The following is a 26,747-nucleotide window of genomic DNA, read 5'->3' on the forward strand; positions in this document are numbered from 1 at the left end:
CGCCGGAGCCGCCGCCGATCGGTCTTGAGGGTCGGGGACCGACGGCGGCTCCGGGGTCAGGGCGGACGGCACCCCGGCACAGGGTGCCGCCCCTCGGATCAGCGGTGGTCGCTGCCCTCGGACTGCGTCGCGGCGCGGCCGGCCTCAAGGCGGGCGACCGGGATGCGGAACGGGGAGCAGGAGACGTAGTCGAGTCCGACCTCGTGGAAGAAGTGGACCGACTCGGGGTCGCCGCCGTGCTCACCGCAGACGCCGAGCTTGAGGTCGGGGCGGGTGGCGCGGCCGGCCTGGGCGGCGGCCTTCACCAGGGAGCCGACGCCGTCCTTGTCGATCGTCTCGAACGGGGAGACGCCGAAGATGCCCTTCTCCAGGTACGCCGTGAAGAAGCTCGCCTCCACGTCGTCGCGGGAGAAGCCCCACACCGTCTGGGTCAGGTCGTTCGTGCCGAAGGAGAAGAACTCCGCGGCCTCGGCGATCTGGCCGGCGGTCAGCGCGGCGCGCGGCAGCTCGATCATCGTGCCGATCGCCAGCTTGAGCTTCGTACCGGTCGCCGCCTGGACCTCGGCGATGACCTGGTCGGCCTCCTCGCGGACGATCTCCAGCTCCTGGACGGTGCCGACGAGCGGGATCATGACCTCCGCGCGCGGGTCGCCCTTGGCTTCCTTGCGCTCGGCCGCGGCCTCGGCGATCGCGCGGACCTGCATGGTGAACAGGCCGGGGATGACCAGGCCGAGACGCACACCGCGCAGACCCAGCATCGGGTTCTGCTCGTGCAGGCGGTGGACCGCCTGGAGCAGGCGCAGGTCGTTCTCGTGCGGCTCCTGGCGGGACTCGGCGAGGGCCACGCGGACCGACAGCTCGGTGATGTCGGGCAGGAACTCGTGCAGCGGCGGGTCGAGGAGGCGGATCGTGACCGGGAGGCCGTCCATCGCCTCGAACAGCTCGACGAAGTCCTTCTTCTGCAGGGGCAGCAGCTCCCGCAGGGCGGCCTCGCGCTCCTCCTCGGTGTCCGCGAGGATCAGCTTCTCGACCATCTCGCGGCGCTCGCCGAGGAACATGTGCTCGGTGCGGCACAGGCCGATGCCCTGGGCGCCGAAGCGGCGGGCGCGCAGCGCGTCCTCGGCGTTGTCGGCGTTGGCGCGCACCCGCAGGCGGCGCTTGCGGTCGGCGAAGGCCATCATGCGGTGCACGGCCTCGACCAGCTCGTCGGCGTCGTCGGCGCCCGGGTGCATCCGGCCCTCGAAGTACTCCACGACCGGGGACGGGACGACCGGGACCTCGCCCAGGTAGATCTTGCCGGAGGAGCCGTCGATGGAGATGACGTCGCCCTCCTCGACCACGTGGCCGCCCGGGACCGTCATCCGGCGGCGCTTGGTGTCGACCTCCAGCTCCTCGGCGCCGCAGACACAGGTCTTGCCCATGCCGCGCGCGACGACGGCCGCGTGGGAGGTCTTGCCGCCGCGCGAGGTCAGGATGCCCTCGGCCGCGATCATGCCGTCGAGGTCGTCGGGGTTGGTCTCCCGGCGGACCAGGATGACCTTCTCGCCGGAGCGGGACCACTTGACGGCGGTGTACGAGTCGAAGACCGCGCGGCCGACCGCGGCACCCGGCGAGGCCGCGATGCCCCGGCCGATCCTCTCGACCTTGGCGTCCTCGTCGAAGCGCGGGAACATCAGCTGGGCCAGCTGGGCACCGGTGACGCGCTGGAGCGCCTCGGTCTCGTCGATCAGGCCCTGGTCCACCAGCTGCGTGGCGATGCGGAAGGCCGCACCGGCCGTGCGCTTGCCGACGCGCGTCTGGAGCATCCAGAGCTGGCCGCGCTCGATGGTGAACTCGATGTCGCAGAGATCCTTGTAGTGGTTCTCCAGGGTCTCCATGATCCGCATGAGCTGGTCGTACGACTTCTTGTCGATCGACTCCAGCTCCGCGAGCGGGACCGTGTTGCGGATACCGGCGACGACGTCCTCGCCCTGCGCGTTCTGCAGGTAGTCGCCGTAGACGCCCTGGTGGCCGGAGGCGGGGTCACGGGTGAAGGCGACGCCGGTGCCGGAGTCGGGGCCCAGGTTGCCGAAGACCATCGAGCAGACGTTGACGGCCGTGCCGAGGTCGCCCGGGATGCGCTCCTGGCGGCGGTACAGCTTGGCCCGGTCGGTGTTCCACGAGTTGAAGACCGCCTCGATGGCGAGGTCCATCTGCTCGCGCGGGTCCTGCGGGAAGTCCCGGCCGGCCTCCTTCTTGACGATCTTCTTGAAGGCGGTGACCAGCTTCTTCAGGTCGGCGGCCTCCAGGTCGGTGTCGACCGTGACCTTCTTGGTCTCCTTGGCCTTGTCGAGGGCGTCCTCGAAGAGCTCGCCGTCGACACCGAGGACGGTCTTGCCGAACATCTGGATGAGGCGGCGGTAGGAGTCCCAGGCGAACCGGTCGTCGCCGGCCTGCTTGGCCAGGCCCTGGACCGACTTGTCCGACAGACCGATGTTCAGGACCGTGTCCATCATGCCGGGCATGGAGAACTTGGCGCCGGAGCGGACCGACACGAGCAGCGGGTCGTCGGCCTGGCCGAGCTTCTTGCCCATCCGCTGCTCAAGGGCGTCGAGGTGCGCACTCACCTCGTCACGCAGTGCCGCGGGCTCCTCGCCGCTGTCCAGGTAGACCTTGCAGGCCTCGGTGGTGATGGTGAAGCCCGGGGGAACCGGAAGGCCCAGGTTGGTCATCTCGGCGAGGTTGGCACCCTTGCCGCCGAGAAGGTCCTTGAGGTCCTTGTTGCCCTCGGTGAAGTCGTAGACGAACTTCACGCCCTCAACGCTGTGGCCCTGCTCGGCTACCTGAGGATCTTTGTTTTCCGACACGGGTCTCGACTCCTTGAGGCCGCGGTGGCTGCCCTGACGGGCAGGAACATACCCAGATCGAAGGCATCTGGGTACGTCCACACACGCGTCATGTGCCTGTAACTCGCCGTCCGCCACAGGATCGAAAGTCAAGGCTTGGCAAGCTCGACGCGGCGTATGTATTCACTTCTTGAACGCAAGAACACCCGCAGGTGCTTGATTTCGCTCAGATGAGCGGCTAACTCTACGCCTGAGTTCGATCCATGAACGATCAAGAGGTGGCACTGAGTGCCAGCCTTGGAGAAGTGCAGTCGCCCGTCAGTCGCTCATCTGAGCGCAACCCTTATCAGGGGTGGTGAGAATCACGCTGCCACAGGCGCCCGGATTTCACCATGCGGACGCCTTCCGGACGCCGGAACACACGGGACGCCCTCCCGTCTCCCGCCGGGGTTTGCCCGCTGTTTGCCCCGGGCCGTGAACGGGGGTGCCGGGCCGGCCGTAGGAAAGGACGTCATGGGTCTCGCACGGAAGGGCCGGGGGGTTGTCTCAGCACACGAGCACGCGTCAGGACACGGCTGAGGGGAAGGACGAGGGCGCTTCGGCGGCTCCGCCGGCTCAGAGGGGCCGGACGGACCGGACGGACCAAACGGACCGGACGGACCGGACGGACCGGACGAGCCGGACGGGCCGGAGGAGCTGGAAGGGCGGGGCTCGACGGTGGCGCGAAGCCCATCCAGCCGCCACCCAGGCCCTCTCCGTCACCCTCACCGTGCTGGCCGCCGCTCTCGTCGTCGCCGCGCTCGTGCTGCCGGACAAGGTCGTCGGGCTGGGTCCTGCGACGTTCCTGCGGATACCGGGAGAGGCGGTGATCCTGGCGGCGGTGACGATCGCGCTGCCGCGCCGGCCACGGATCGTGCTGGCGGTGGTCACAGGGCTCCTGCTCGGGGTGGTGACCGTGCTGAACCTGCTGGACATGGGGTTCAACCAGTACCTCGGCCGCAGCTTCAACCCCGTGCTCGACTGGGCGCTGCTCGGTGACGCGCAGTCGTACCTGGAGGACTCGCTGGGGCGCACGGCCACTCTCGCGGCCACGGCCGCCGTGATCGTGGTCGCCCTGCTCCTCTTCGTCCTGACGGCGCTGTCCATGGTCCGTCTGAGCAACCTGCTGGCCCGGAACACCGGCGCCGCGACCCGGGGCACGCTGGTCGCGGGCGTCGTCTGGATCACCTGTTCCTCGCTCGGCCTCCAGGTCGCCGGGATGCCGATCGCCTCGGGACGCACCGCGACCGCACTGAAGACCCAGGTCCAAGGGGTGGCCGACACCCTGCACGACGAGGCGGAGTTCCGGAAGGTGGCCGGGGTGGACGCCTTCGGCAACACCCCCGCCGCCCAGCTGGTGCCGGATCTGCGCGGCAAGGACATGATCTTCACGTTCATCGAGAGCTACGGCCGCAGCGCGATCGAGGACCCGATCATGGCGCCCGGCGTCGACACGACCCTGGACGAGCGCACCAAGGCCCTCGCGGCGGCGGGCTACCACGCCAAGAGCGGCTGGCTGACGTCGGCGACGTACGGCGGCAGCAGCTGGCTCGGCCACTCCACGACCATGTCGGGCCTGTGGATCAGCAACCAGCAGCGCTACCGCACGGTGATGGCGAGCGACCACATGAGCCTGACCGACGCGTTCGAGAAGACCGGCGACTTCGACACGGTCGGTGTCATGCCGGGCGTGCAGAAGGGGTGGCCCGAGCAGAAGTGGTACGGCCTGGACAAGGTCTACAACGCGTTCCAGCTCGGCTATCAGGGGCCGAAGTTCAGCTGGTCGACCATGCCGGACCAGTACGCGCTCCAGCAGTTCCAGGACCGGGTGCACAGCAAGAAGCCCGCCGCCGGCAGGTCACGGATGTCGCTGCTCATCCTGACCTCCAGCCACCAGCCCTGGGCGCCGATCCCGAAGATGGTCGGCTGGGACCAGCTGGGTGACGGCTCGGTCTTCAAGGCCATCCAGGCGGCGGGCAACAAGCCGGCCGACGTCATCGCCGACACCACCAGGTCCCGCGAGGAGTACGGCAAGTCGATCCAGTACTCGGTGACCGCGCTGACCGAGTGGCTGCGGCGCTACGGCACCAAGGACACGGTGCTCGTCTTCCTCGGCGACCACCAGCCGATGGCCCGCGTCAGCGGCAACCACGCCAGCCGTGACGTGCCGATCTCGCTCGTCGCCAAGGACCCGAAGGTCCTCGACCGGATCTCCTCCTGGGGCTGGACCGACGGCCTGCGCCCCGCCCACGACGCCCCCGTCTGGAAAATGAGCTCCTTCCGCGACCGCTTCCTCACGGCCTACGGCTCAACCCCCCACCCAAAAACCCACTGACCGCCGCCGGCACCTGACCGCTCCGCTCAGCTGCCGGGGCCCGGGGCCCGGGGTCCGGGGCAGAGCCCCGACGGGGTCCGGGGCAGAGCCCCGTCACGCCCGCCCCACAGCCAAGCGAGTCGGGTGGGCGGGTGGGAAAACGGAGGCCACGGCGCAGCCGGCGCCACCCACGCACCGCCCCACCTGCCGGGGCCCGGGGCGAAGCCCCGTTGCGCCCGCCTCACGGCCTACCGAGTCGGGTGGGCGGGTGGGAAAGCGCAGCCGGCGACCTCAGCCCCCCGACGTATCCAGCTCCGCATCCTCACCGACACCCGCACAGTCGTACGGATCCTTCAGCCAGCCATCCGGCAACACCACCCGGTTGTTACCGGACGTACGCCCGCGAGGACCATCCGCACCGACCGGCCACGGCTGATCGAGGTCCAGCTCGTCCAGCCCGGACCGCAGCTCCTCCAGGGACGACGTGACGGCGAGCCGCTTACGCATCTCGGACCCGACCGCGAAACCCTTGAGATACCACGCGACGTGCTTGCGGAAGTCGATGACACCGCGTGCCTCGTCGCCGATCCACTCCCCGAGCAGGGTCGCGTGCCGGACCATGATGTCGGCCACCTCCCGCAGCGCCGGCCGCAGGACATCCTGCGGCCGTCCCTCGAAGGCCGCGACCAGGTCGGCGAACAGCCACGGACGCCCCAGGCAGCCGCGCCCCACGACGACCCCGTCGCAGCCGGTCTCCCGGACCATCCGCAGCGCGTCCCGCGCCGACCAGATGTCGCCGTTGCCGAGCACCGGGATCTCCGGAACATGCTCCTTCAGGCGCGCGATGGCGTCCCAGTCGGCGGTGCCGCCGTAGTGCTGGGCGGCGGTACGGCCGTGCAGCGCGATGGCCGTGACGCCCTCCTCGACCGCGATCCGCCCGGCGTCGAGGTAGGTCATGTGGTCGTCGTCGATGCCCTTGCGCATCTTCATGGTGACCGGGAGGTCACCCGCGCCGGTGACGGCCTCGCGCAGGATCGCCCGCAGCAGGTTCCGCTTGTACGGCAGGGCCGAGCCGCCGCCCTTCCGCGTCACCTTGGGGACCGGGCAGCCGAAGTTCAGGTCGATGTGGTCGGCGAGGCCCTCCTCCGCGATCATGCGGACGGCCTTGCCGACGGTCGCCGGGTCCACGCCGTACAGCTGGATCGAGCGCGGCTTCTCGGTCGCGTCGAAGTGGATCAGCTGCATGGTCTTCTCATTGCGCTCGACCAGCGCCCGGGTCGTGATCATCTCGCTCACGAACAGGCCCTTGCCGCCGCTGAACTCCCTGCACAGGGTGCGGAACGGCGCGTTGGTGATCCCCGCCATGGGGGCCAGCACGACGGGCGGCCGGACGGTGTGCGGGCCGATCTGGAGGGGGGACTCGGGCGTGGGCATTGCTCCATTGTCGCGTATCGGCCCACCGCGCGGCGACGAAGATCATGTATCAGTCATTAGTTAACCGCACTATCGAAATCGGCGTAGGATGGGACGCATGCCGGAGCTGAGCCACCGCCGACGCCTGCTCGTCCTCTCGATCTGCTGCATGAGCCTGCTGATCGTGAGCCTCGACAACACCGTCCTCAACGTCGCGCTGCCCTCGTTGCAGCGCGAACTGCACGCCACCACCTCCGGCCTGCAGTGGACGATCGACGCCTACACGCTGGTGCTGGCCTCGCTGCTGATGCTCGCGGGCTCGACGGCCGACCGGATCGGCCGCAAGCGGGTCTTCATGGCGGGGCTGGTGATCTTCTCGGTCGGCTCGCTGCTGTGCTCGCTCGCCCCGAACCTGGAACTGCTGGTCGTCTTCCGCATGGTCCAGGCGGTCGGCGGCTCGATGCTCAACCCGGTCGCCGTGTCGATCATCACCAACACCTTCACGGACCCGCGCGAGCGCGCCCGCGCGATCGGCGTGTGGGGCGCGGTGGTCGGCATATCCATGGCCGCCGGCCCGCTGGTCGGCGGCCTGCTGGTGGAGTCGGTCGGCTGGCGGTCGATCTTCTGGGTGAACCTCCCCGTGGGCCTCGCGGCCCTGCTGCTCACGCTGCGCTTCGTCCCCGAGTCCCGCGCGCCGCGGCCCCGCCGCCCCGACCCGGTCGGCCAGGTCCTGGTGATCGCCCTGTTCGGCTCGCTGACGTACGCGATCATCGAGGCGCCCGACTCGGACGTCCGCACGGTGGCGCCCTTCGCCGTGATCGCCCTCGTGGCGCTGCTGGGTCTGCTCCGCTACGAGCCCCGGCGCCCCGACCCCCTGATCGACCTTCGCTTCTTCCGCTCGGCGCCGTTCAGCGGGGCGACGGTGATAGCGATCAGCGCGTTCGCCGCGCTGGGCGGGTTTCTGTTCCTGTCGACGCTGTACCTGCAGAACGTGCGCGGGCTCGACGCCCTGCACGCGGGTCTGTGGATGCTGCCGATGGCCGCGCCGACGTTCCTGTGCGCGCCGCTGTCCGGGCGGCTGGTCGGCAGCCGCGGCCCCCGGCTGCCGCTGCTGGTCGCCGGCACCGCCATGACCGTGAGCGCGCTCCTGTTCGCCGTCTTCGAGGCGGAGACCTCGAACGTCACGCTGTTCGCCGGGTACGTGCTGTTCGGCATCGGCTTCGGCTTCGTGAACGCGCCGATCACGAACACCGCGGTGTCGGGGATGCCGAGGGCGCAGGCGGGGGTCGCCGCCGCCGTCGCCTCCACCAGCAGGCAGCTGGGGCAGACGCTGGGCGTGGCGATCGTGGGCGCCGTGCTGGCCTCGGGGGTCGGCTCGTCGTCGTACCGGGCGGAGTTCGTCCACGCGGCCCGGCCCGGGTGGTGGATCCTCACGGCGTGCGGACTGGCCGTACTGGTCCTCGGACTGCTCACCAGCGGGCACTGGGCACGAGGTACCGCCGAACGGACGGCCGAACGGCTGGAGTCTCCCGAGGTACGCGAGGCCGTGGGGGCTCCGGGCCGGGCCTGAGTCCCCTCCCGCACGACTCCCGGACCGGCCCCGGCACGGAATCCGGACCGGAACCCAGGGCGGCCAGGTCAACAGAACCGGGACGGGCAGCCGTTCGGCGCAGTGCGGTGCGTGGGTCGGAGGAGTGGGCTGCGCGGCAGCGGGCGGGCGGGGAGGCGACGGCCTACCGTGCGGCACCATGACCCACCTCTCCCGCCGTGCCGCCCTGGCCGGTCTCGCCGTCGGCACGGGATCCCTCGCCGTCACGGGCTGTGTGGCCGGGGCCACGACCATCGCGCCCTCCCCGTCCGCCGCCCCGCCCTCGGCGCCCCTCACGCCCCTCACCCCGGGCGCGATGCGGCTGTTCGCGGACGACGGCTTCAACTTCGCGGGGCTGCTCGCGCTCGGCGCGTCCACCATGCGGGCGGCGGAGGTCGGGGAAGTGCTCACCGCGGTGAACGTGATCAACACCTCCGGGCTGTCCGAGCAGTCCTTCACCGACACCTTCCGCGCGCTCGGCGAGCGGGTCACGGCCCCGGCCGACCACACGAGCGACGAGACCCGCCGGTTCCGCTCCCTGAGCGCCTCGCAGTACTACGGCCAGGCCCTGTTCCACGTCCTCGGCACCAGGTCGCCGGGCGAGGAGAAGGACCTGTACCTGGTCGGCCGGCGCGCCTGGGACGACTTCTGCCGGCTGTGCACGCCGGCCGCCGTGACCGCGCAGGTGCCGTACGGACGGACGCCGCTGCCGGTGTGGTTCTTCCGCCCCGACGACCAGGACAAGCCGCGGCCCACGGTGATCCTCACCAACGGCAGTGACGGGCAGAACGTCGACATGTGGACGTACGGCGTGTGCGCGGCCCTGGACCACGGCTGGAACGCGCTCGTCTACGACGGCCCCGGCCAGGGGCAGTTGCTCTTCGTGAACGAGGTCCCGGTCACGACCCGCTGGGAGCGTGTGGTCACCCCGCTCGTGGACTGGCTGCTGCGCCGGGGGGACGTCGACCGCGCCCGGATCGCCCTGACCGGGCTCAGCATGGGCGGCAACCTGGTCGCCCGCGCCGCCGCCTACGAGCACCGGATCGCGGCCCTCGCGTGCCAGCCGGGCTGTGTGCAGCCCTGGCTCGCCTTCCCGAAGGCGGTACGGGACATCGTCACCGCCGACAAGGAGGAGACCAACCGGACCTGGCGGGCGGCCGTCCCCGGACTCGACCCGCACCAGGCGTTCACGGTGCGCAAGCGCTTCGAGATCTTCACCCGCGAGGCCCTGCTCCAGGCCCGCCAGGGCAAGGTCCTCACGGACCTGTGGAGCGCCGCGCAGGTAGCCATCGGCCTGGACATCACCAAGGTGATCCCGAAGATCAAGGCCCCGACCCTCGTCCTGGACTACGAGGGCGACCAGTTCTACCCCGGCCAGCCCCGGCAGATGTACGACCTGCTGGGCGCCCGCCGCGACTACTTCCGCTTCACCACCGCCACGGGCGCCCAGCTCCACTGCTCCCCCATGGCACCCCAGCAGCACTGCGACAAGGTCTTCGACTGGCTGAGCAGCGTGATGCACTAGCAGCCAGGGCAACGGTCCGGCGAACTCACCGGGAAGCCGGCCCTGTTGATGTTGTTCATGCTGCACACTCCTTGCCGTCGGGCAACGGCAGCAGCGGACGCGGGAGACGTCATGCCGCAGAACAACACCATGAGCAAGGTCAGCCGCTGGGACCAGCACGGACGCGAGCACGTGGTCCGGGTCCGGCGCACGGGCATCCAGCGCACGATCCGCTGCGACACCTGCGGCTGGCGCAGGACCACCCAGTTCCTGCCGTGGCTGAAGGCCGAGGAGCACCTGGCCGAGGCCCACCAGGCGACGGTGGACCCGGGCGCCGACCGGCAGCCCTCACGCTGAGGTCGCGGGTAAGAAGTGTGCGGGTGGAAAGGGGCTTTGAGCTGCGGTCTTACGGAAAACTCGGCGGGTTCTGACCGATCTCGAGTGGCCGTTCGCAGCGGGCGGGCACAGCCTGGGAAGGTCCATCGAGCGACAGGACGGGAGACGCACATGACCTCCGTACTCCGCCACCGCTACGGCCGCGCGCTCGGCGCCGGCGCCCTCTCCGTGGCACTGCTCTCCGGCGGTGCCGCCGGGGCGCACGCCGCGAGCAGCCCGAGCCCCAACGCCGCCTCGATCACCGTGAAGGCGCACGACACGTCGGTGAAGGCCGGAGACAAGGTGACGTTCACCGGGCGCACCAAGGGCCTGAAAGTCGGTACGCCGCTCGTGCTCATGCACGAGCAGTCGGGCAAGTGGATCCCGCTGAAGACGACGGCCAAGGTCAAGAAGGGCAGCTCGTACGCGATGATCGCCCAGCTCAACACCAAGGGCACGCAGCATCTGCGGGTCGCGAGCGCGAACATGTCCGGGAAGGTCCACTCACCCTCCGTCACGGTCAAGGTCGGCTGACCCGCTCAGGCTCGGCCGAGCCCCCGTATCAACAGGTCCACGACCGCCGTGAACTCCTCCTCGGCCTCGGGCCGTTCCCACTCCCGGGCGTAACCCGGGTCGTGGAAACGGCCGGTGGCCTGGAAGACGGCTCGGGCCGCGACGGCCGGGTCGGGTGTCCGGAAGGTGCCCGACCCGGTGCCGTCCTCGATGATGCGGGTCAGCTGCGCGGTCAGGTCGGCGATGTGCTCGCCGACCGCCGCGCCGTTCTCGTCGGTCAGCACGGTGTAGGTGGCGAACAGCTCCGGGTCGTCACCCGCCTTGTGCCGCTTGGCCTCGAACAGCGCCGCCAGCCAGGCGCGCAGCCGCTCCTCCGGGGTGCCGTCGCCGGTGACGATCCCGGCCAGCCGCTGCGAGGTCCGGTCCAGCCAGCGCTTGGTCACCGCCTCCCGCAGCACGGCCTTCGTACGGAAGTGCCGGTAGACGCTGCCGTGGCTGACGCCGAGCGCGCGGGCCACGTCGACCACGGTCGCCTTGGCCGGCCCGTGCCGGCGCAGCACCTCCTCGGTGGCTTCGAGGATGCGCTCGGCGGTCAGGGTCTCGGTGGGCGGTGTCATGGCATAGACCGTACCTTCGCGCGGGCTCAGTGCTCGCTGTCGAGGTGTGCCATCTGCGCGGTCGGGTAGCGGTCGCCCGCCGCCGCGTCCGCCGGTACGGCCTCCTCGACGGCCGCGAGGTCGGCGTCGTCCAGCGTGACGTCCAGGGCGCCCAGCGACTCGCTCAGCCGCTCGCGGGTGCGGGCGCCGATGAGCGGCACGATGGCCGTGTCCTGCCGCGTGCCCTGGGAGATCACCCAGGCGATGGCGATCTGCGCGACCGTCACCCCCTTCTGCTCGGCGATCTTCCGCAGCGCCTCGACCAGGTTCAGGTTGTGCCGGAGGTTCTCGCCCTGGAAGCGGGGCGAGAAGGCACGGAAGTCGTTCGCGGCGAGCTGCCGGTCGCGGGTGAAGTGCCCGGAGATCAGGCCGCGCGAGAGGACGCCGTAGGCCGTGATGCCGATGCCCAGCTCGCGGGTGGCCGGCAGGATGTCCCGCTCGATGCCCCGGCTGATCAGCGAGTACTCGATCTGGAGATCGGCGATCGGGGCGGTGGCGGCGGCCCGGCGGATGGTGTCCGCGCCGACCTCGCTGAGGCCGACGTGCCGGACCCATCCCTTCTCGATCAGTTCGGCGATCGCGCCGACGGTCTCCTCGATCGGGACGTCCGGGTCGAGGCGGGCGATCCGGTAGACGTCGATGTGGTCGACGCCGAGGCGCTGCAGGGAGTAGGCGGCGAAGTTCTTCACGGCGGCGGGGCGGCCGTCGTAGCCGCTCCAGTTGCCGTCCGGGTCGCGCAGGGCGCCGAACTTCACGCTGGTCAGGGCCCGCTCGCGCAGGGCTGCCGGGGCGGTGCGCAGGGCCTCGCCGACCAGCATCTCGTTGTGGCCCATGGCGTAGAAGTCGCCGGTGTCCAGCAGGGTCACGCCCGCGTCCAGGGCGGCGTGGACGGTCGCGAGGGACTCCGCGCGGTCGGCGTCGCCGTACAGCGCGGACATCCCCATGCAGCCGAGGCCGAGGGCGGAGACCTGGGGTCCGGTGGTTCCGAGGGTTCGGGTTCGCATCGTCATGGCTCCACCCTGCCATGACAGCTGACAGATTTCAATATCTGTCAGCTGTCATCTGTCAGTGAGCCGCCATCCGCCATTCGGCATCCGCTCCGCTCGCCATCCGGCCCCGGGCACAAAAACGCCCACCCACCAGCCGACCGGGGGCCGGATGGTGGGTGGGCGAAGAAAAGCCGAAGAAAAGCCGGGAGGGCCTCAGCAGCCCAGCAGGCGGGAAGCCAGGTACCCCTCGATCTGGTCGAGAGACACCCGCTCCTGCTTCATGGAGTCACGCTCGCGCACCGTGACCGCGTTGTCGTCGAGCGTGTCGAAGTCGACGGTCACGCAGAACGGCGTACCGATCTCGTCCTGACGGCGGTAGCGGCGGCCGATGGCGCCGGCGTCGTCGAACTCGATGTTCCAGTTGCGGCGCAGCGCCTGGGCGAGACCCTTGGCCTTCGGGGACAGCTCGGGGTTGCGGGACAGCGGCAGCACCGCGACCTTCACCGGGGCCAGCCGCGGGTCGAGCCGCAGCACGGTCCGCTTCTCCATCTTGCCCTTGGCGTTCGGCGCCTCGTCCTCGATGTACGCGTCGAGCAGGAAGGCCAGCATGGCGCGGCCGACACCGGCCGCCGGCTCGATGACGTACGGCGTCCAGCGCTCGCCGGCCTCCTGGTCGAAGTAGGACAGGTCCTGGCCGGAGGCCTTGGAGTGGGCGCCGAGGTCGTAGTCGGTGCGGTTGGCCACACCCTCCAGCTCGCCCCACTCCGAGCCGCCGAACCGGAAGCGGTACTCGATGTCGGCGGTGCGCTTGGAGTAGTGGGAGAGCTTCTCCTTCGGGTGCTCGTACCAGCGCATGTTCTCCTCGCGGAGACCGAGGCCGGTGTACCAGCCCCAGCGCTGCTCCATCCAGTACTCCTGCCACTTCTCGTCCTCGCCCGGCTTGACGAAGAACTCCATCTCCATCTGCTCGAACTCGCGGGTGCGGAAGATGAAGTTGCCGGGCGTGATCTCGTTGCGGAAGGACTTGCCCATCTGGGCGATACCGAACGGCGGCTTGCGGCGCGAAGTGGTCTGCACCTGGGCGAAGTTGGTGAAGATGCCCTGGGCGGTCTCGGGACGCAGGTAGGCGACGGAGCCGGAGTCCTGGGTCGGGCCGAGGTGGGTGGAGAGGAGACCCGAGAACTGCTTGGGCTCGGTGAACTGGCCCTTGTTGCCGCAGTTCGGGCAGTTGATGTCGGCCAGCCCGTTGGCAGGGGCGTGGCCCTTCTTCTCCTCGTACTGCTCCTCGAGGTGATCGGCGCGGAAGCGCTTGTGACACGCGGTGCACTCGGTCAGCGGGTCCGTGAAGGTGGCGACATGGCCGGAGGCGACCCACACCTCCGGAGCCAGGATGACGGACGAGTCGATACCGACGACGTCCTCGCGCGACGTCACCATGTAGCGCCACCACTGACGCTTGATGTTCTCCTTGAGCTCGACACCCAGCGGTCCGTAGTCCCAGGCGGCACGCTGTCCGCCGTAGATCTCACTGCAGGGGAAAACGAAGCCACGGCGCTTGCTCAGGCTGACGATGGTGTCGATCTTGTCGGCGGCCACGGTGCTCTCTTCATTACGACGACGGGCGTTGAAGCGAGATGCTTCCAGCGAATGATTCAGGTTACCGGCGCAGGCTCCCCCTCGGCCAAATCGGCCCCCGTATCCGGGCTCCTCACCAGGCTTGTTGACAACGGTTTCCATATTTGTTGAAAATGACAGTCATGAACGTACGACGACGCCTCATATCCGCATCCGCGGCCCTCGCCACCACCGCGCTGGGCCTCGTGGCCCTGTCCGCCTGCTCCACCGACACCGCGGCGGCCGGGAACACCGGCAAGTTCGACGTCGTCACGTCCTTCTACCCGATGACCTTCCTCGCCGAGCAGATCGGCGGCGACCACGTCCACGTCACCACCCTCACCTCCCCCGGCCAGGAACCGCACGACCTGGAGATCAGCCCGCAGCAGATCGCCGGGATCCAGGAGTCCGACGCGGTCCTCTACCTGAAGAGCCTCCAGCCCTCCGTCGACGACGCGGTGGCCCAGTCCCCGGTGAAGACGAAGATCGACGCGGCCTCCCTGACCACGCTGGAGGAGCACGGCAACGAGGTCGGCGGCCACGCGGCCGCCCACGACAGCCACACCGGCGAGGAGGCCGGCGGCAAGGACCCGCACATCTGGCTCGACCCGGTGCGCTACGCCCAGGTCGCCAAGGGCGTCGGCAAGGCCTTCGAGAAGGCCGACCCCGACCACGCGGCCGACTACAAGAAGAACACCGCCGCCCTGGTCGAGAAGCTGAACGCCCTGGACACACGGTTCAAGGACGGCCTCGCGCACACGAAGACCAAGGTCTTCATCACCACCCACGCCGCCTTCGGCTACCTCGCCGAGCGCTACGGCCTCACCGAGGAGGCCATCAACGGCCTCGACCCCGAGTCCGAGCCCAGCGCCGCCCGGGTCAGGGACCTGGAGAAGATGGCGAAGGCCGACGGCGTCAGCACCGTCTTCTACGAGACCCTCGTCAGCGACAAGACCGCGAAGACCATCGCGCACGACGCGCGCCTGAAGACCGACGTCCTGGACCCGATCGAGGGCATCACGGGGAAGTCCCGCGGCAAGGACTACTTCGCCGTCCAGCAGGCCAACCTCGAAGCCCTCCAGCAGGCCCTGGGCGCCAAGTGACCGGCACCGGGAGCGAGACCATGAGCGAGCCCGTCATAGCCCTGCGCGGGGTGAAGGCCGAACTCGGCTCGCGCCCGGTGCTGCGCGGCATCGACCTCGCCGTCAAACGCGGCGAGGTCGTCGCCCTGCTCGGCGCGAACGGCTCCGGCAAGTCCACCGCGATCCGCACGATCATCGGCCAGGTCCCGCCCACCGGCGGCACGATCGAGCTGTTCGGCACCCCGCGCCGGTCCTTCCGCGACTGGGCGCGCGTGGGCTACGTACCGCAGCGCACCACCGCCGCCGGCGGGGTCCCCGCCACGGTGACCGAGATCGTCTCCTCCGGCCGGCTCTCCCGCACCCGCTTCGGCCTCTTCCGCGCGGCGGACCGGGATGCCGTGCACCGGGCCCTGGAGCTGGTCGGCATGGCGGACCGCGCCCGCGACTCGGTGACCGCGCTCTCCGGCGGCCAGCACCAGCGGGTGCTGATCGCCCGCGCCCTGGTCGCCGAGCCCGAACTGCTGATCATGGACGAGCCGATGGCGGGCGTCGACCTGGCCAGCCAGGAGGTGCTCGCACAGACGCTGAAGCGGCAGGTGGAGGCCGGTACGACCGTCCTGCTCGTGCTGCACGAACTGGGCCCGCTGGAGCCGCTGATCGACCGGGCGGTCGTCCTGCGCGACGGCTGCGTCGTCCACGACGGGCCGCCCCCCGAGTCGCTCGGCCAGCACGCCCTGCCCGGCCACGACCATGTGCACCCGCACGCACCCGCGGGCGCCGAACCGATCCGCACGGGACTGCTGAGCTGATGGAATTCCTGAACTACGCCTTCATGCAGCGGGCGCTTGTCGCCGCCGTCCTCGTCGGCATCACCGCGCCCGCGATCGGCATCTACCTCGTCCAGCGCCGCCAGCCCCTGATGGGCGACGGCATCGGGCACGTGGCGATGACCGGCGTCGGCCTCGGCTTCCTGCTGAACACCTCGCCGGTGTGGATGGCCACGGCCGTCTCCGCGCTCGGCTCCGTCCTGATGGAGCTGATCCGCTGGTACGGGAAGACACGCGGCGACATCGCCCTCGCGATGCTCTTCTACGGCGGCATGGCCGGCGGCGTGATGTTCGTGAACCTCGCCCCGGGCGGCTCGAACGCCAACCTGACCTCGTACCTCTTCGGCTCGCTGTCCACGGTCTCGCCCTCCGACGTGACCGCGATCATGGTGCTGGCGGCCTTCGTGGTCGTGGTCACCCTGGGCCTGCGCCGCCAGCTGTTCGCGGTCAGCCAGGACGAGGAGTTCGCGCGGGTCACCGGGCTGCCCGTACGCGCCCTGAACCTGCTCACCGCCGTCACCGCGGCCGTCACGGTGACCGTCGCCATGCGGGTGGTCGGGCTGATCCTGGTCTCCGCGCTCATGGTCGTCCCCGTGGCCGCCGCGCAGCAGCTCACCCGCAGCTTCGCCGCGACCTTCGCGACAGCCGTGGCCCTCGGCGTCACGGTGGCGGTCAGCGGCACGATCACCTCGTTCTACCAGGACGTCCCGCCCGGTGCGACGATCGTCCTGCTGACCATCGGCGCGTTCGTCGTCCTCACCGCGCTGGCCGCTCCGCTGGCCAGGCGCCGGGCCCGCGCGGCCGCCGCCGCGCTGCCCGCCGGGGACCCGGCGGAGTGCGCGATCCCGGCGACCCGGACGGCCGGGGACGAGGTCGGCGTCTGACCGCCGGCAGTCCGGGCTGGCACAATGGCCCGGCAGACGCGAGTGTGTAGGAGGCACCCGGTGACGACCGCAGGACCGCCCGTGAAGGGCCGCTCCACCCGGCAGCGCGCAGCCGTGGCGGCGGCCCTGGACGAGGTCGACGAGTTCCGCAGCGCGCAGGAACTGCACGACATGCTCAAGCACAAGGGTGACTCCGTCGGCCTGACCACGGTCTACCGCACCCTGCAGTCCCTCGCCGACGCCGGCGAGGTCGACGTGCTGCGCACCTCCGACGGCGAGTCCGTCTACCGCCGCTGCTCCTCCGGCGAGCACCACCACCACCTGGTCTGCCGCGCCTGCGGCAAGGCGGTCGAGGTCGAGGGCCCGGCCGTCGAGACATGGGCCGAGGCGATCGCGGCGGAGCACGGGTACGTCAACGTGGCGCACACGGTGGAGATCTTCGGCACGTGTGCGGAGTGCGCCGCTGGGTGAACCGGCCGCCCCGGTGAGGGAGCCGGCCCGGCTCGGGTTCAGATGCGGGCCGGCGATACCGGCCCGGCTGGGGTTCAGATGCGGGTGAGGTGGCGGTCGAGCAGGGGGCGCAGGCGGTCGGCCTCGGCGGGGGTGGGGAGCCCTCGCTTGGGGAGGACCGTGAGGCAGCTGGCCCGCTTGTCGCCGCTGTAGAGCACGAAGAGGTCGGGGGTCTCGCGGTAGCGCGCGTGCCCGGCCCAGGCGACGGTGCCCGAGCCGTTGGCGTGGTTGATCGACACGCCCTCGTCGCTCACGGTGGCCCGGAACGTGCCGTTGCGCCCGGCCAGCCGCAGCAACTGGCGTGCGATGAGCCAGGGTTGCAGCAGCGGCAGCACGATCAGCACGCCGATGTACAGGAAGAACCGCCAGTCCAGGGGCTCCCCGCCTGCCATCGCCACCAGCTTGATCGCGATCAGCACGACACCGAGCACCGGCAGCCAGCGCTGCAGCCGCCCCGCCCAGCTCAACCGCTGCCGTATCCGCAGCGCCGCCATGTAGTCCTTGAGCACCGGCCGGTACTCCAGCGTGACCACATCCTGGCCGAGCCCCTGAACCTGTTCCTGCGCCATGTCCCGCCCCATGTCCATGGACGAGGATGCTAACGCCCCGCCCGGTCCTTCGGTGACGAGCGGTGATCGTGGACGGCGGCGCGTGCGGGCTACGCCTGGTCGCCCCGCATCGCCGCCTCCATGGCGAGCAGTTCCTCGTTGGGCACGGCGCCGCCGAAGCGGCGGTCGCGGGAGGCGAACTCCAGGCAGGCGCGCCACAGGTCGCGGCGGTCGAAGTCGGGCCACAGGACGTCCTGGAAGACCATCTCGGCGTACGCGCTCTGCCAGAGCAGGTAGTTGGAGGTGCGCTGCTCGCCGCTGGGGCGCAGGAAGAGGTCGACGTCCGGCATGTCCGGGTAGTACAGGTACTTCGCGAGGGTCTTCTCGTTGACCTTGGACGGGTCGAGGCGGCCCGCCTTCACGTCCTCGGCGAGCGCCTGCGCGGCGTCGGCGATCTCGGCGCGACCGCCGTAGTTCATGCAGAAGTAGAGGGTGAGCAGGTCGTTGTCCTTGGTCTGCTCCTGCGCGATCTGGAGTTCCTTGGCGACCGACTTCCACAGCTTGGGCATACGGCCCACCCAGCGCACCCGGATGCCGAGTTCGTCGAGCTGGTCGCGGGTCTTGCGGATGAAGTCGCGGTTGAAGTTCATCAGGAAGCGGACCTCGTCGGGCGAGCGCTTCCAGTTCTCGGTGGAGAAGGCGTACAGGGAGATGTTCTTGACGCCGGCCTCGATCGAGCCCTGCAGCACGTCGAGCACGCGCTCGGCGCCGACCTTGTGGCCCTCGGTGCGGGGCAGCCCGCGCTCCTTGGCCCAGCGGCCGTTGCCGTCCATGACGATCGCGACGTGGTTCGGGACCAGCTCGCCGGGGAGCTTGGGCGGACGGGCACCGGACGGGTGGGGCTCCGGCGCCTTGTACTCGCGCCGCTGGCGTCCCAGGATCCCGCGTACGACCATGTGCTTCTCGTCTCCCTCGATCACTTTTCCACGTACCGCAGCGAGCGCAGCCCGCGCTCCATGTGCCAGTGCAGGTAGGCGGACACCAGTCCGCTGCCCTCCCGGACGTAGCGCGCCTCGCACGCGTCCGCCGTCTCCCAGTCTCCCGTAAGCAGAGCACCGAGCAGTACCAGGGTCTGCGGTGAGGGTACGACGCTGCCGGGCACCCGGCAGTCCACGCAGACGCTGCCGCCGGAGGCGACCGAGAAGAAGCGGTTGGGGCCGGGCATGCCGCACTTCGCGCAGTCGCCGAAGCTGGGCGCGTAGCCGTTGACGGCGAGGGAGCGCAGCAGGAACGCGTCGAGGACGAGGTGGGGGGCGTGCTCGCCGCGGGCGAGGGTGCGCAGGGCGCCGACGAGCAGCAGGTACTGCTGCACGGCCGGTTCGCCCTCGTGGTCGGTGAACCGCTCGGCGGTCTCCAGCATGGCGGTGCCGGCGGTGTAGCGGGCGTAGTCGGTCACGATCCCGCCGCCGTACGGGGCGATCGTCTCGCTCTGTGTGCACAGCGGCAGCCCGCGCCCGATCAGCTCGCTGCCCCGCGCGAAGAACTGCACGTCCACGTGGGAGAACGGCTCCAGCCGCGCCCCGAACTTCGACTTGGTGCGCCGTACCCCCCGGGCCACGGCCCGTACCCGGCCGTGTCCGCGCGTGAGCAGGGTGATGATCCGGTCCGCTTCACCGATTTTCTGGGTGCGCAGGACGACGCCGTCGTCGCGGAACAGACTCATGGCTCCATTCTGCCCGCCCGCACCGCGTCCTCGGGCCGGGGGCGGTTCTTCAAGGGCTCCCGTCTCGTCAAGGGCTCCCGTCTCTTCAAGGGACCTCGCCGCGGCTGCGGGCGTTGGCGTGGGCGGTCGCGGCGCTCAGTCGCTCGGCCTGGGTGGCGCCGCGGAGCGTCTCCGGGTGGGCGTCCCACTCGCGGCCCCCGCCGTAGGGGCGCAGCTGCACGTACGGTCCTTCGTGCCCCATGACGATGCCGATGCGCCCGGTGCTGGTGTCGACGGAGCAGCTGCCGATCGGGGGTTTCATCGCGTCCACGTCCGGTGGCTCCCCTGCCTGTGCCAGTTTCACGCTTCGCATGCCACTGGTGGCGCAGCGTCCCTACACTCGACCGGAGTCTGTGGCTCCGGTCCCTTCATTGGTCCGACCTGTGACGGCTTGCGCCATTCGTGTGCGATGTCTTGACCACCCCCTGGGCCCCTCCTATGGTCACGCTGACCGATCGGACGTAGGACGTCGTACGTCTTCATCAAATCCTCTTCGCTGACCCCTTCGCCGCCTCTCTTCGCCGCCTCTCTTCGCCGCCTCTCTTCGCTGACCTCTTCGCTGACCCTTTCGCTGGAGGAACCGTGACCCACGACGTGCCGGCACCGCGCCGCCGCTCGCTCCTGACGTGCACGGGGGCGCTGGGCGCGGCCGCTCTCCTGCCGCCGACGCTGGCGGGCTGCTCCGCCGGCCCGCAGTCCACGAACGACACCGGCGACGGCGGCAGCGGCAGGAACCGCACCCTGACCGCTGTCATCGGGTACGGCAACGACGGCAGCTGGGACCCGACCCAGACGGCGTCCGCCTTCGCGATGGCCGGGAACAACCACGTCTACGAGGGCCTGGTCGACACCGACCCGATCTCCCGGGCGCCGTACGCCGCGCTCGCCACCGAGGTGCCGGCGGATCCGCACGCCACCACCTGGCGGTTCACGCTGCGCAAGGGCGCGACCTTCCACGACGGCAAGCCGGTCACCGCCGACGACGTCGTCTTCGTCTACGACCGCATCCTCGACCCGAACACCCAGACCCTCGCCAAGGGTTTCTTCGCGAGCTGGCTGAAGGAGGTGCGCAAGGTCGACGCGGGCACCGTGGAGCTGGTCCTGAAGTTCCCGTTCCCGGACGGGCTCTCCCGGCTCACCCTCGCCAAGATCATGCCGAAGCACGTCTTCGCGCGGCCGGGCGCCTGGGACGAGGCGATCAGGGGCAAGGCGGTCGGCTCGGGACCGTACCGGCAGAGCGCGCACCACCCGAAGTCGAACACCACCTTCGAGGCGTTCGCCGCCTACAACGGCCCGCGCAGGCCCGCGTTCAAGCGGATGAACTGGCTGACGATCGTGGACGCCGCCCCGCGCGTGGCGAAGATCTCCGGCACGGACGCGGGCGCGCAGATCGCCGACAACATCCCCTACGCCAACATCCCGAGACTGGAGCAGGGCGGTCTGACGGTCGGCGGCGGGGCCGGGATGAACAACCTGTTCCTGATGTTCAACACCCGGCACAAGCCGTTCGACGACGTGCGGGTGCGCCAGGCGCTGCACTACGCGATCGACACCGAGAAGATGGTGCGGGTCGCGCTGAAGGGGCACGGCAGGCCGTCGTCCTCGTTCCTGAACCAGGGCAACCCCGGCTACCGGCGGGCCAGGACGGTCTACGACCACGACCCCGAGAAGGCGAAGGCGCTGCTGAAGGCTGCCGGGGTCAAGGACCTGAAGATCAACATCCTTGCCGTGAACGTCAGTTGGATCGTGGACTGCCTGCCGACCATCAAGTCCTCCTGGGACGCGGTCGGCGTGGCGACGACCCTGGCCCCGCAGGAGACCACGGCCGTGTTCACGAAGATGGACCAGAAGCAGGACTACCAGGTGGTCGCCGCGGCCTCCAACCCCAACCAGTTCGGCCTCGACGCCGACCTGATCATGCACTACAACTACGGCCCCGGGAACCTGTGGATGCAGTACACCCGGTGGGCCGGCCACCCGGTCGCCAAGGCGCTCTTCACGGACATGGACCGGGCGACCCGGGAGCCGGACGCGAAGCGGAAGACGGCGATGATCCAGGACTACATCGACGTCGTCGCCGAGCAGGCCGTGCTCTACCCGGTCGTCCACAACGAGCTGATGACGGCCTGGAATCCGGACGAGCTGGCCGGGATAAGGCCGCAGCCCTACCCGGGCGTCAACCTCCTCCAGGCCAGGTGGACCTGACGGAATGACGGCCGTCGTCCGTATCCTGCTCCGCCGCGTGGCGCTACTCGTGCCGCTGCTGCTGGGGATCGTGCTGTTCGTGTTCCTGGTGATGCGGTTCTCGGACGTCGACCCGGCGTCCGCGTTCTTCCAGGGCGCCAATCCGACCCCGCGCCAGCTGCACGACTTCCGGGAGCGCAACGGGCTGCTGGACCCGCTGCCCGTGCGCTACGCCGACTTCGTCGGGGACCTGCTGCACGGCGACCTCGGCACCAGCGCCCTGACCCGCGCCCCCGTCCTCGACCAGGTCGCCACCGCGCTGCCGCTCACCCTCCAGCTGACCTTCCTCGGCCTCGCCGTCGCGGTGGTGCTGGCGCTGCTGGGCGGTGTCACGGCGGCCCTCTACCGGGACCGGCTGCCGGACCAGGTCATCCGGGTCGCCTCGCTGATCGGAGTGGCCGCGCCCGGCTTCTGGCTGGCGCTGCTGATGATCCAGTACCTGGCGGTGGACCGGGGCTGGTTCCCGACCGGCGGCTACATCAACCCGGCCGACTCCTTCACCGGCTGGCTGCGGACGATGGCACTGCCCGCGTTCGCCCTGTCCCTGCCGGTCGCCGCCCAGCTCACCCGGATCGTGCGGACGTCGGTGGTGGAGGAGCTGGACAAGGACTACGTCCGTACGGCGATCGGGAGCGGGCTGCCGCCCCGGGTGGTGGTCGGCCGCAACGTCCTGCGCAACGCGCTGGTCAATCCGCTGACCGTGCTCGGGCTGCGGGTCGGCTATCTGCTCGGCGGTGCCGTCGTCATCGAGACGATCTTCTCGCTGCCCGGCATGGGGAAACTGATGATCGACGCGGTGCAGAACGGTGATCCGGCGGTGGTGCAAGGGGTGGTGCTCACCACGGCGACCGGGTTCGTCGTCGTCAACCTCGTCATCGACATCCTCTATCTGCTCGTCAACCCACGTCTGAGGGTGTCCTGATGGTCACGCGAAAGGGGATGCGCGCCCGCACTCGTCTCGCCGAGCGGCTTTCAATGCCTGGTGTCCGGCTGCGTGGCTGGCGCCAGCTGCCCGCGCCGTCGAAGGCCGCCGTCTGCTTCCTCGTCCTGGTCGTTCTGGTCGCCGCGCTCGCCCCGGTGCTCGCGCCGCACGACCCGCTCGACCAGCAGGACCCGGTCGACGGCACCGGGCATCCCTCGGCCGCGCACTGGATGGGCCAGGACAGCCTGGGCCGGGACATCCTCAGCCGGCTGATGTACGGGGCCCGCTGGTCGCTGGCGATCGGTCTCGGCGCGACGGCACTCGCGCTGGTCGTCGGCGCGATCCTCGGGGCGGTCGCCGCCACCTCCCGCAAGGCCGTGGACGAGACGCTGATGCGCTGCCTGGACGTGGTGATGGCGTTCCCGGGCATCGCGCTCGCGGCGGTGCTGGTCGCGGTGTTCGGCGGCGGGATCGGCGTGCTGATCTGCGCGATCGCCTTCCTGTTCACGCCGCCGGTGGCGCGGGTGGTGCGGGCCAACGTGCTCGACCAGTACGGGGAGGACTACGTCACCGCCGAGCGGGTCATCGGCGCGCGCACCGGGCACATCGTGCTGCGGCACGTGGCCGTCAACTGCGCGGCTCCGGTGCTGGTGTTCTGCACGGTGCAGGTCGCCGAGGCCATCGTCTTCGAGGCGTCGCTGTCCTTCATCGGCGCGGGTGTGCGGCCGCCGGACCCGTCCTGGGGCAGTGTCATCGCCGACGGCAAGAACATGGTGCTGACGGGCGGCTGGTGGGCGACCGTCTTCCCCGGGCTGCTGATGCTGCTCACGGTGCTGTCGCTGAACATCCTCTCCGAGGGCGTGTCCGACGCGTGGGCGGCGCCCGCGCCCCGCGAGGTGACGGGGCCCGAGGACCGCGTGGAGGCACCGGAGCCCGGCACGGGCGAGGTCCTGCGGCTGCCCGGCCTGACCGAGGCCGCGCGCCGGCTGCGCGCCCGCGCCCGGACGCGACCGGACTCCGCCGGACAGCCCGTGCTCACCGTGGAGAACCTCGCCATCGGCTTCCCCGAGCGGCACCGGGGCGTGGACATCATCGACGGCGTCAGCTTCGAGGTGCGTCCCGGTGAAGTGCTGGGCCTGGTGGGCGAGTCGGGCTGCGGCAAGTCGCTGACGGCGCTCACGGTCATGGGCCTCCAGCCGCGCACCGCCCGCGTCCGGGGCCAGGTCCGCTTCCACCGGCGCGACCTGCTCGCCGAGCCGATGCGCGTACGACGCCGCCTGCTGGGCCACGAGATGGCCATGGTCTACCAGGACGCCCTGTCCTCCCTGAACCCGGCGATGACCATCCGTGCCCAGCTGAAGCAGCTCGTCCGGCGCGGGGGCAGGCGTAGCCCCGCCGAACTGCTCGCGCTGGTCGGCCTCGACCCCGAACGCACCCTGCGCAGCTACCCGCACGAACTCTCCGGCGGCCAGCGCCAGCGCGTGCTGATCGCGATGGCCCTCTCGCGCGATCCCTCGCTGATCGTGGCCGACGAGCCGACGACCGCCCTGGACGTCACCGTGCAGGCCCAGGTGATGGAGCTGCTGCTGCGGCTGCGCGCCGAGCTGGGCTTCGCGCTGATCCTGGTCTCGCACGACCTGGCGCTGGTCGCGGACGTCACGGACCGGGTGGTGGTGATGTACGGCGGGCAGATCGTGGAGATGGGCGGGACCGCCGACCTGGTGGAGGCACCGGCCCACCACTACACCCGCGGGCTGCTCGGCAGTGTGCTCTCGCTGGAGTCCGCCGAGGAACGGATGACGCAGATCAGGGGCGTCGTACCGTCCCCCGCCGACTTCCCGGCGGGCTGCCGTTTCGCCGACCGCTGCCCGCCGGCCACCGAGGTCTGCCACACCACCGCGCCCGTCCTCACGGGCACCCCCACGCACACGGCCGCCTGCCACCACCCGGCGGTGGACCTGGCCTCGGCGGAGAGCGAGGAGGCCCTCCAGTGACCGCTGTCGTGGAGGTACGGGACGCCCATGTCGTCCACCGGGCCCGCGGCGGCGGCCTGTTCACCCGGGACCGGGTGTACGCCCTGACCGGCGCCGATCTCACGGTCGCGGCCGGGGAGACGGTCGGTGTGGTCGGCGAGTCGGGGTGCGGGAAGTCGACGCTGGCGAAGGTGCTGGTGGGGGTCGAACGGCCGGCCTCGGGGACGGTGTCGTACCGGGGCCGCGACCTGTGGGCGATGCCGCCCGCCGAACGCCGGGCGACGGCGGGCGCGGGCACCGGCATGATCTTCCAGGACCCGTCCACCGCCCTGAACCGCCGGCTGACCGTCCGCCGTATCCTGCGCGACCCACTGGACGTCCACCGGCGCGGCACCGCACGCGAACGGGAGGACCGGGTGCGGGAGTTGATGTCCCTGGTCGGACTCCCCCGGGCCCTCGCCGACGCGCTGCCCGGCCAACTGTCCGGCGGCCAGCGCCAACGCGTCGCCATCGCCCGCGCGCTCGCCCTCGACCCCGGCCTCGTCGTGGCGGACGAGCCGACCAGCGCCCTGGACGTCTCCGTCCGCGCCCAGATCCTCAACCTCCTCCTGGACCTGAGGGAACGCCTCGGCCTCGCCCTGGTGTTCGTCTCGCACGACATCCAGACGGTGCGCCGGATGAGCGACCGGGTGATCACGATGTACCTGGGCCGGATCGTGGAGGAGACCCCGGCGGGCCGGGTCACCGACAGCGCCCGGCACCCGTACACCCGCGCCCTGTTCTCCGCCACGCCCGGACTGCTGGACCCCGTCGACCCGATCCCGCTGACCGGCCCGGTGCCCTCGGCGACCCGGCCGCCGAGCGGCTGCCCCTTCCGGACCCGCTGCTGGAAGGCCGACGAGGTCTGTGCGGGTGCGATGCCGGACTTCTCGGCCGCGTCACGGCCCGGTCACCGCTACCGCTGCCACCATCCTGTGGAGGAGGACCAGCCGACCCGCGACCTCGTGCGCCAGAGCCTTACCCGGAGCCCCGAATGACGCTTCCCGCCCCGCTGACCGGTGTCGTACCGCCCGTCTGCACGCCCCTGACACCGGACCGCGAGGTGGACGTCCCGTCCCTGCTCAGGCTGGTCGACCATCTGGTCGAGGGCGGCGTACACGCCCTGTTCGTCCTCGGCTCGACCTCCGAAGCCGCCTTCCTGACCGACCGCCAGCGCAGCCAGGTCGTCGAGGCGGTGGTGGGTCACACCGGCGGCCAACTCCCCGTCCTCGCCGGGGTCATCGACATGACCACCCCCCGCGTCCTGGACCACGTGCGCGAGGTCACCGCCGCCGGCGCCGAGGCGGTCGTCGTCACCGCCCCCTTCTACGCCCGCACCCACCCCTCCGAGATCGTCCACCACTACCGCCGTGTCGCCGCCGCGAGCCCGGTCCCGGTCGTCGCCTACGACATCCCGTCCGCCGTGCACACCAAGCTCCCCGCCGACGTGGTCCTGGGCCTGGCCGCCGACGGTGTCCTGGCCGGCCTGAAGGACTCCAGCGGCGACCTGGCCGCCTTCCGCGAGATCGTCACCGGCGCCCACACCCTCCCCCGCTTCAGCGTCCTGACCGGCTCCGAGGTCATCACCGACGCCGCGCTCGCCCTGGGCGCGGACGGGGCGGTGCCGGGCCTCGCCAACGTCGACCCCCACGGCTACGTCCGCCTCTACCGCCACAGCCGTGCCGGCGACTGGGACGGCGCCCGCGACGAACAGGACCGCCTGTGCGCCCTGTTCGGCATGGTCGGCGCCGGCGACCCCGCCCGCATGGGCGGCAGCTCCTCCGCCCTGGGCGCCTTCAAGGCGGCCCTGCACCTGCGCGGCATCATCGACTGCCCGGTGACGGCGGAGCCGCAGGTGCCGCTGTCGGGCGAGGAGGTCGAGAAGGTCGGCAAGTATCTGGCGGGGGCGGGGCTGCTCTAGGGACTGGCCGGGGCCAGGTGAGTGCCCTTCAGGGCTTCGATGAAGGGGGCGAAGGCCGCGGGCGGGAAGGTGAGGGTGGCTCGGGCGGGGGTTTTGGAGTCGCGGACGGCTATGTGGGCGTCCAGGTGGGCGACTTCGACGCAGGAGTCTCCGTCGCCGGGCCCGGAGTACGACGACTTTCGCCAGTTGTCGGATGTGCCCATGG

Annotated in this window: 24 protein-coding genes; 14 read left to right on the top strand and 10 right to left on the bottom strand. The window is 70.7% G+C overall.

All coding sequences use genetic code 11. The features are described 5' to 3' along the window. Positions 1-98 precede the first annotated feature (98 nt). Entirely contained in the window at positions 99-2,846 is a 2,748-nt protein-coding gene (gene ppdK / locus ACGFYV_RS13410) for a pyruvate, phosphate dikinase (protein WP_393878500.1), read from the bottom strand. Between the two features lie 748 nt (positions 2,847-3,594). On the opposite strand from ppdK, the gene ACGFYV_RS13415 reads away from it, so the two are divergent. Then, positions 3,595-5,199, top strand: coding sequence for a CDP-alcohol phosphatidyltransferase (locus ACGFYV_RS13415; protein ID WP_393878501.1), 1,605 nt, complete (start codon positions 3,595-3,597; stop codon positions 5,197-5,199). Positions 5,200-5,469: 270 nt separating this feature from the next. Here ACGFYV_RS13415 and dusB read toward each other — a convergent pair whose 3' ends face one another. Then, positions 5,470-6,612, bottom strand: coding sequence for a tRNA dihydrouridine synthase DusB (gene dusB / locus ACGFYV_RS13420; RefSeq protein ID WP_393878502.1), 1,143 nt, complete (start codon positions 6,610-6,612; stop codon positions 5,470-5,472). A 97-nt stretch (positions 6,613-6,709) separates the two neighbouring features. On the opposite strand from dusB, the gene ACGFYV_RS13425 reads away from it, so the two are divergent. From ACGFYV_RS13425 to ACGFYV_RS13440, 4 genes are all read left to right on the top strand, one after another. Further along, the gene (locus tag ACGFYV_RS13425) at positions 6,710-8,161 is read left to right on the top strand and encodes an MFS transporter (RefSeq protein WP_393878503.1); all 1,452 of its coding nucleotides are present in this window, start codon (positions 6,710-6,712) and stop codon (positions 8,159-8,161) included. Between the two features lie 178 nt (positions 8,162-8,339). After that, positions 8,340-9,704, top strand: coding sequence for an alpha/beta hydrolase family protein (locus tag ACGFYV_RS13430; RefSeq protein WP_393878504.1), 1,365 nt, complete (start codon positions 8,340-8,342; stop codon positions 9,702-9,704). Between the two features lie 111 nt (positions 9,705-9,815). Then, positions 9,816-10,040, top strand: a complete 225-nt coding sequence (locus tag ACGFYV_RS13435; protein WP_393878505.1) for a hypothetical protein — start codon at positions 9,816-9,818, stop codon at positions 10,038-10,040. Between the two features lie 150 nt (positions 10,041-10,190). Then, on the top strand, positions 10,191-10,592 hold the full coding sequence (locus ACGFYV_RS13440; protein ID WP_393878506.1) for a hypothetical protein: 402 nt from the start codon (positions 10,191-10,193) through the stop codon (positions 10,590-10,592). Between the two features lie 5 nt (positions 10,593-10,597). Here the strand turns inward: ACGFYV_RS13440 and ACGFYV_RS13445 are convergent, their stop codons facing one another. From ACGFYV_RS13445 to ACGFYV_RS13455, 3 genes are all read right to left on the bottom strand, one after another. Next, positions 10,598-11,188 (bottom strand): TetR family transcriptional regulator, encoded by a 591-nt coding sequence (locus tag ACGFYV_RS13445; RefSeq protein WP_393878507.1) that lies wholly within the window; start codon positions 11,186-11,188, stop codon positions 10,598-10,600. 26 nt (positions 11,189-11,214) lie between these two features. Next, positions 11,215-12,237, bottom strand: a complete 1,023-nt coding sequence (locus ACGFYV_RS13450; protein WP_393878508.1) for an aldo/keto reductase — start codon at positions 12,235-12,237, stop codon at positions 11,215-11,217. A 192-nt stretch (positions 12,238-12,429) separates the two neighbouring features. Continuing rightward, a complete protein-coding gene (locus ACGFYV_RS13455; protein WP_393878509.1) occupies positions 12,430-13,812 on the bottom strand; it encodes a glycine--tRNA ligase in 1,383 nt (460 codons plus the stop codon). Positions 13,813-13,973: 161 nt separating this feature from the next. On the opposite strand from ACGFYV_RS13455, the gene ACGFYV_RS13460 reads away from it, so the two are divergent. The 4 genes from ACGFYV_RS13460 to ACGFYV_RS13475 are packed head-to-tail and all read left to right on the top strand — an operon-like array spanning position 13,974 to position 17,094. Continuing rightward, positions 13,974-14,933 carry a metal ABC transporter substrate-binding protein gene (locus ACGFYV_RS13460; protein WP_393878510.1) on the top strand — a complete coding sequence of 320 codons (960 nt, stop codon included), beginning with the start codon at positions 13,974-13,976 and terminating at the stop codon, positions 14,931-14,933. Between the two features lie 20 nt (positions 14,934-14,953). Further along, positions 14,954-15,721, top strand: a complete 768-nt coding sequence (locus ACGFYV_RS13465) for a metal ABC transporter ATP-binding protein (protein ID WP_393878511.1) — start codon at positions 14,954-14,956, stop codon at positions 15,719-15,721. Continuing rightward, positions 15,721-16,623 (top strand): metal ABC transporter permease, encoded by a 903-nt coding sequence (locus ACGFYV_RS13470; RefSeq protein ID WP_393878512.1) that lies wholly within the window; start codon positions 15,721-15,723, stop codon positions 16,621-16,623. The genes ACGFYV_RS13465 and ACGFYV_RS13470 overlap by 1 nt, the downstream gene beginning before the upstream one ends. Positions 16,624-16,683: 60 nt before the next feature. Continuing rightward, the gene (locus ACGFYV_RS13475; RefSeq protein WP_393878513.1) at positions 16,684-17,094 is read left to right on the top strand and encodes a Fur family transcriptional regulator; all 411 of its coding nucleotides are present in this window, start codon (positions 16,684-16,686) and stop codon (positions 17,092-17,094) included. Between the two features lie 74 nt (positions 17,095-17,168). Here the strand turns inward: ACGFYV_RS13475 and ACGFYV_RS13480 are convergent, their stop codons facing one another. The 4 genes from ACGFYV_RS13480 to ACGFYV_RS13495 all read right to left on the bottom strand — a co-directional run bounded on the left by ACGFYV_RS13480 (position 17,169) and on the right by ACGFYV_RS13495 (position 19,705). Beyond that, positions 17,169-17,720 (bottom strand): YcxB family protein, encoded by a 552-nt coding sequence (locus tag ACGFYV_RS13480; RefSeq protein WP_393878514.1) that lies wholly within the window; start codon positions 17,718-17,720, stop codon positions 17,169-17,171. A gap of 71 nt (positions 17,721-17,791) precedes the next feature. Continuing rightward, a complete protein-coding gene (locus ACGFYV_RS13485) occupies positions 17,792-18,637 on the bottom strand; it encodes an isoprenyl transferase (protein ID WP_393878632.1) in 846 nt (281 codons plus the stop codon). Positions 18,638-18,657: 20 nt separating this feature from the next. Next, complete coding sequence (gene recO, locus ACGFYV_RS13490) at positions 18,658-19,404, bottom strand: DNA repair protein RecO (protein ID WP_393878515.1); 747 nt, start codon at positions 19,402-19,404, stop codon at positions 18,658-18,660. 85 nt (positions 19,405-19,489) lie between these two features. Next, on the bottom strand, positions 19,490-19,705 hold the full coding sequence (locus ACGFYV_RS13495) for a hypothetical protein (protein ID WP_393878633.1): 216 nt from the start codon (positions 19,703-19,705) through the stop codon (positions 19,490-19,492). Positions 19,706-20,025: 320 nt separating this feature from the next. Here ACGFYV_RS13495 and ACGFYV_RS13500 point away from each other — a divergent pair, with 320 nt between their 5' ends. The 5 genes from ACGFYV_RS13500 to ACGFYV_RS13520 are packed head-to-tail and all read left to right on the top strand — an operon-like array spanning position 20,026 to position 26,542. Further along, positions 20,026-21,648 carry an ABC transporter substrate-binding protein gene (locus ACGFYV_RS13500; RefSeq protein ID WP_393878516.1) on the top strand — a complete coding sequence of 541 codons (1,623 nt, stop codon included), beginning with the start codon at positions 20,026-20,028 and terminating at the stop codon, positions 21,646-21,648. Between the two features lie 4 nt (positions 21,649-21,652). Further along, on the top strand, positions 21,653-22,609 hold the full coding sequence (locus tag ACGFYV_RS13505) for an ABC transporter permease (RefSeq protein WP_393878517.1): 957 nt from the start codon (positions 21,653-21,655) through the stop codon (positions 22,607-22,609). 17 nt (positions 22,610-22,626) lie between these two features. Next, positions 22,627-24,603 carry a dipeptide/oligopeptide/nickel ABC transporter permease/ATP-binding protein gene (locus tag ACGFYV_RS13510; protein WP_393878634.1) on the top strand — a complete coding sequence of 659 codons (1,977 nt, stop codon included), beginning with the start codon at positions 22,627-22,629 and terminating at the stop codon, positions 24,601-24,603. Then, entirely contained in the window at positions 24,600-25,619 is a 1,020-nt protein-coding gene (locus tag ACGFYV_RS13515; RefSeq protein WP_393878518.1) for an oligopeptide/dipeptide ABC transporter ATP-binding protein, read from the top strand. The genes ACGFYV_RS13510 and ACGFYV_RS13515 overlap by 4 nt, the downstream gene beginning before the upstream one ends. After that, complete coding sequence (locus ACGFYV_RS13520) at positions 25,616-26,542, top strand: dihydrodipicolinate synthase family protein (protein ID WP_393878519.1); 927 nt, start codon at positions 25,616-25,618, stop codon at positions 26,540-26,542. Before ACGFYV_RS13515 ends, ACGFYV_RS13520 begins: the two co-directional genes overlap by 4 nt. Here ACGFYV_RS13520 and ACGFYV_RS13525 read toward each other — a convergent pair. After that, a complete protein-coding gene (locus tag ACGFYV_RS13525) occupies positions 26,539-26,745 on the bottom strand; it encodes a DUF397 domain-containing protein (RefSeq protein WP_393878520.1) in 207 nt (68 codons plus the stop codon). The genes ACGFYV_RS13520 and ACGFYV_RS13525 overlap by 4 nt on opposite strands. Positions 26,746-26,747 lie beyond the last annotated feature (2 nt).

The sequence above is a fragment of the Streptomyces sp. NPDC048297 genome (genome assembly GCF_043201585.1).
Taxonomy (GTDB): domain Bacteria; phylum Actinomycetota; class Actinomycetes; order Streptomycetales; family Streptomycetaceae; genus Streptomyces.

Bases quoted from the DNA above. Each gene is read 5' to 3' on its own strand.
- dusB (WP_393878502.1), bottom strand. From the start codon at position 6,612: ATGCCCACGCCCGAGTCCCCCCTCCAGATCGGCCCGCACACCGTCCGG.
- ACGFYV_RS13425 (WP_393878503.1), top strand. From the start codon at position 6,710: ATGCCGGAGCTGAGCCACCGCCGACGCCTGCTCGTCCTCTCGATCTGC.
- ACGFYV_RS13430 (WP_393878504.1), top strand. From the start codon at position 8,340: ATGACCCACCTCTCCCGCCGTGCCGCCCTGGCCGGTCTCGCCGTCGGC.
- ACGFYV_RS13435 (WP_393878505.1), top strand. From the start codon at position 9,816: ATGCCGCAGAACAACACCATGAGCAAGGTCAGCCGCTGGGACCAGCAC.
- ACGFYV_RS13440 (WP_393878506.1), top strand. From the start codon at position 10,191: ATGACCTCCGTACTCCGCCACCGCTACGGCCGCGCGCTCGGCGCCGGC.
- ACGFYV_RS13445 (WP_393878507.1), bottom strand. From the start codon at position 11,188: ATGACACCGCCCACCGAGACCCTGACCGCCGAGCGCATCCTCGAAGCC.
- ACGFYV_RS13450 (WP_393878508.1), bottom strand. From the start codon at position 12,237: ATGACGATGCGAACCCGAACCCTCGGAACCACCGGACCCCAGGTCTCC.
- ACGFYV_RS13460 (WP_393878510.1), top strand. From the start codon at position 13,974: ATGAACGTACGACGACGCCTCATATCCGCATCCGCGGCCCTCGCCACC.
- ACGFYV_RS13465 (WP_393878511.1), top strand. From the start codon at position 14,954: ATGAGCGAGCCCGTCATAGCCCTGCGCGGGGTGAAGGCCGAACTCGGC.
- ACGFYV_RS13470 (WP_393878512.1), top strand. From the start codon at position 15,721: ATGGAATTCCTGAACTACGCCTTCATGCAGCGGGCGCTTGTCGCCGCC.
- ACGFYV_RS13480 (WP_393878514.1), bottom strand. From the start codon at position 17,720: ATGGACATGGGGCGGGACATGGCGCAGGAACAGGTTCAGGGGCTCGGC.
- ACGFYV_RS13485 (WP_393878632.1), bottom strand. From the start codon at position 18,637: ATGGTCGTACGCGGGATCCTGGGACGCCAGCGGCGCGAGTACAAGGCG.
- recO (WP_393878515.1), bottom strand. From the start codon at position 19,404: ATGAGTCTGTTCCGCGACGACGGCGTCGTCCTGCGCACCCAGAAAATC.
- ACGFYV_RS13495 (WP_393878633.1), bottom strand. From the start codon at position 19,705: ATGAAACCCCCGATCGGCAGCTGCTCCGTCGACACCAGCACCGGGCGC.
- ACGFYV_RS13505 (WP_393878517.1), top strand. From the start codon at position 21,653: ATGACGGCCGTCGTCCGTATCCTGCTCCGCCGCGTGGCGCTACTCGTG.
- ACGFYV_RS13510 (WP_393878634.1), top strand. From the start codon at position 22,627: ATGCGCGCCCGCACTCGTCTCGCCGAGCGGCTTTCAATGCCTGGTGTC.
- ACGFYV_RS13520 (WP_393878519.1), top strand. From the start codon at position 25,616: ATGACGCTTCCCGCCCCGCTGACCGGTGTCGTACCGCCCGTCTGCACG.
- ACGFYV_RS13525 (WP_393878520.1), bottom strand. From the start codon at position 26,745: ATGGGCACATCCGACAACTGGCGAAAGTCGTCGTACTCCGGGCCCGGC.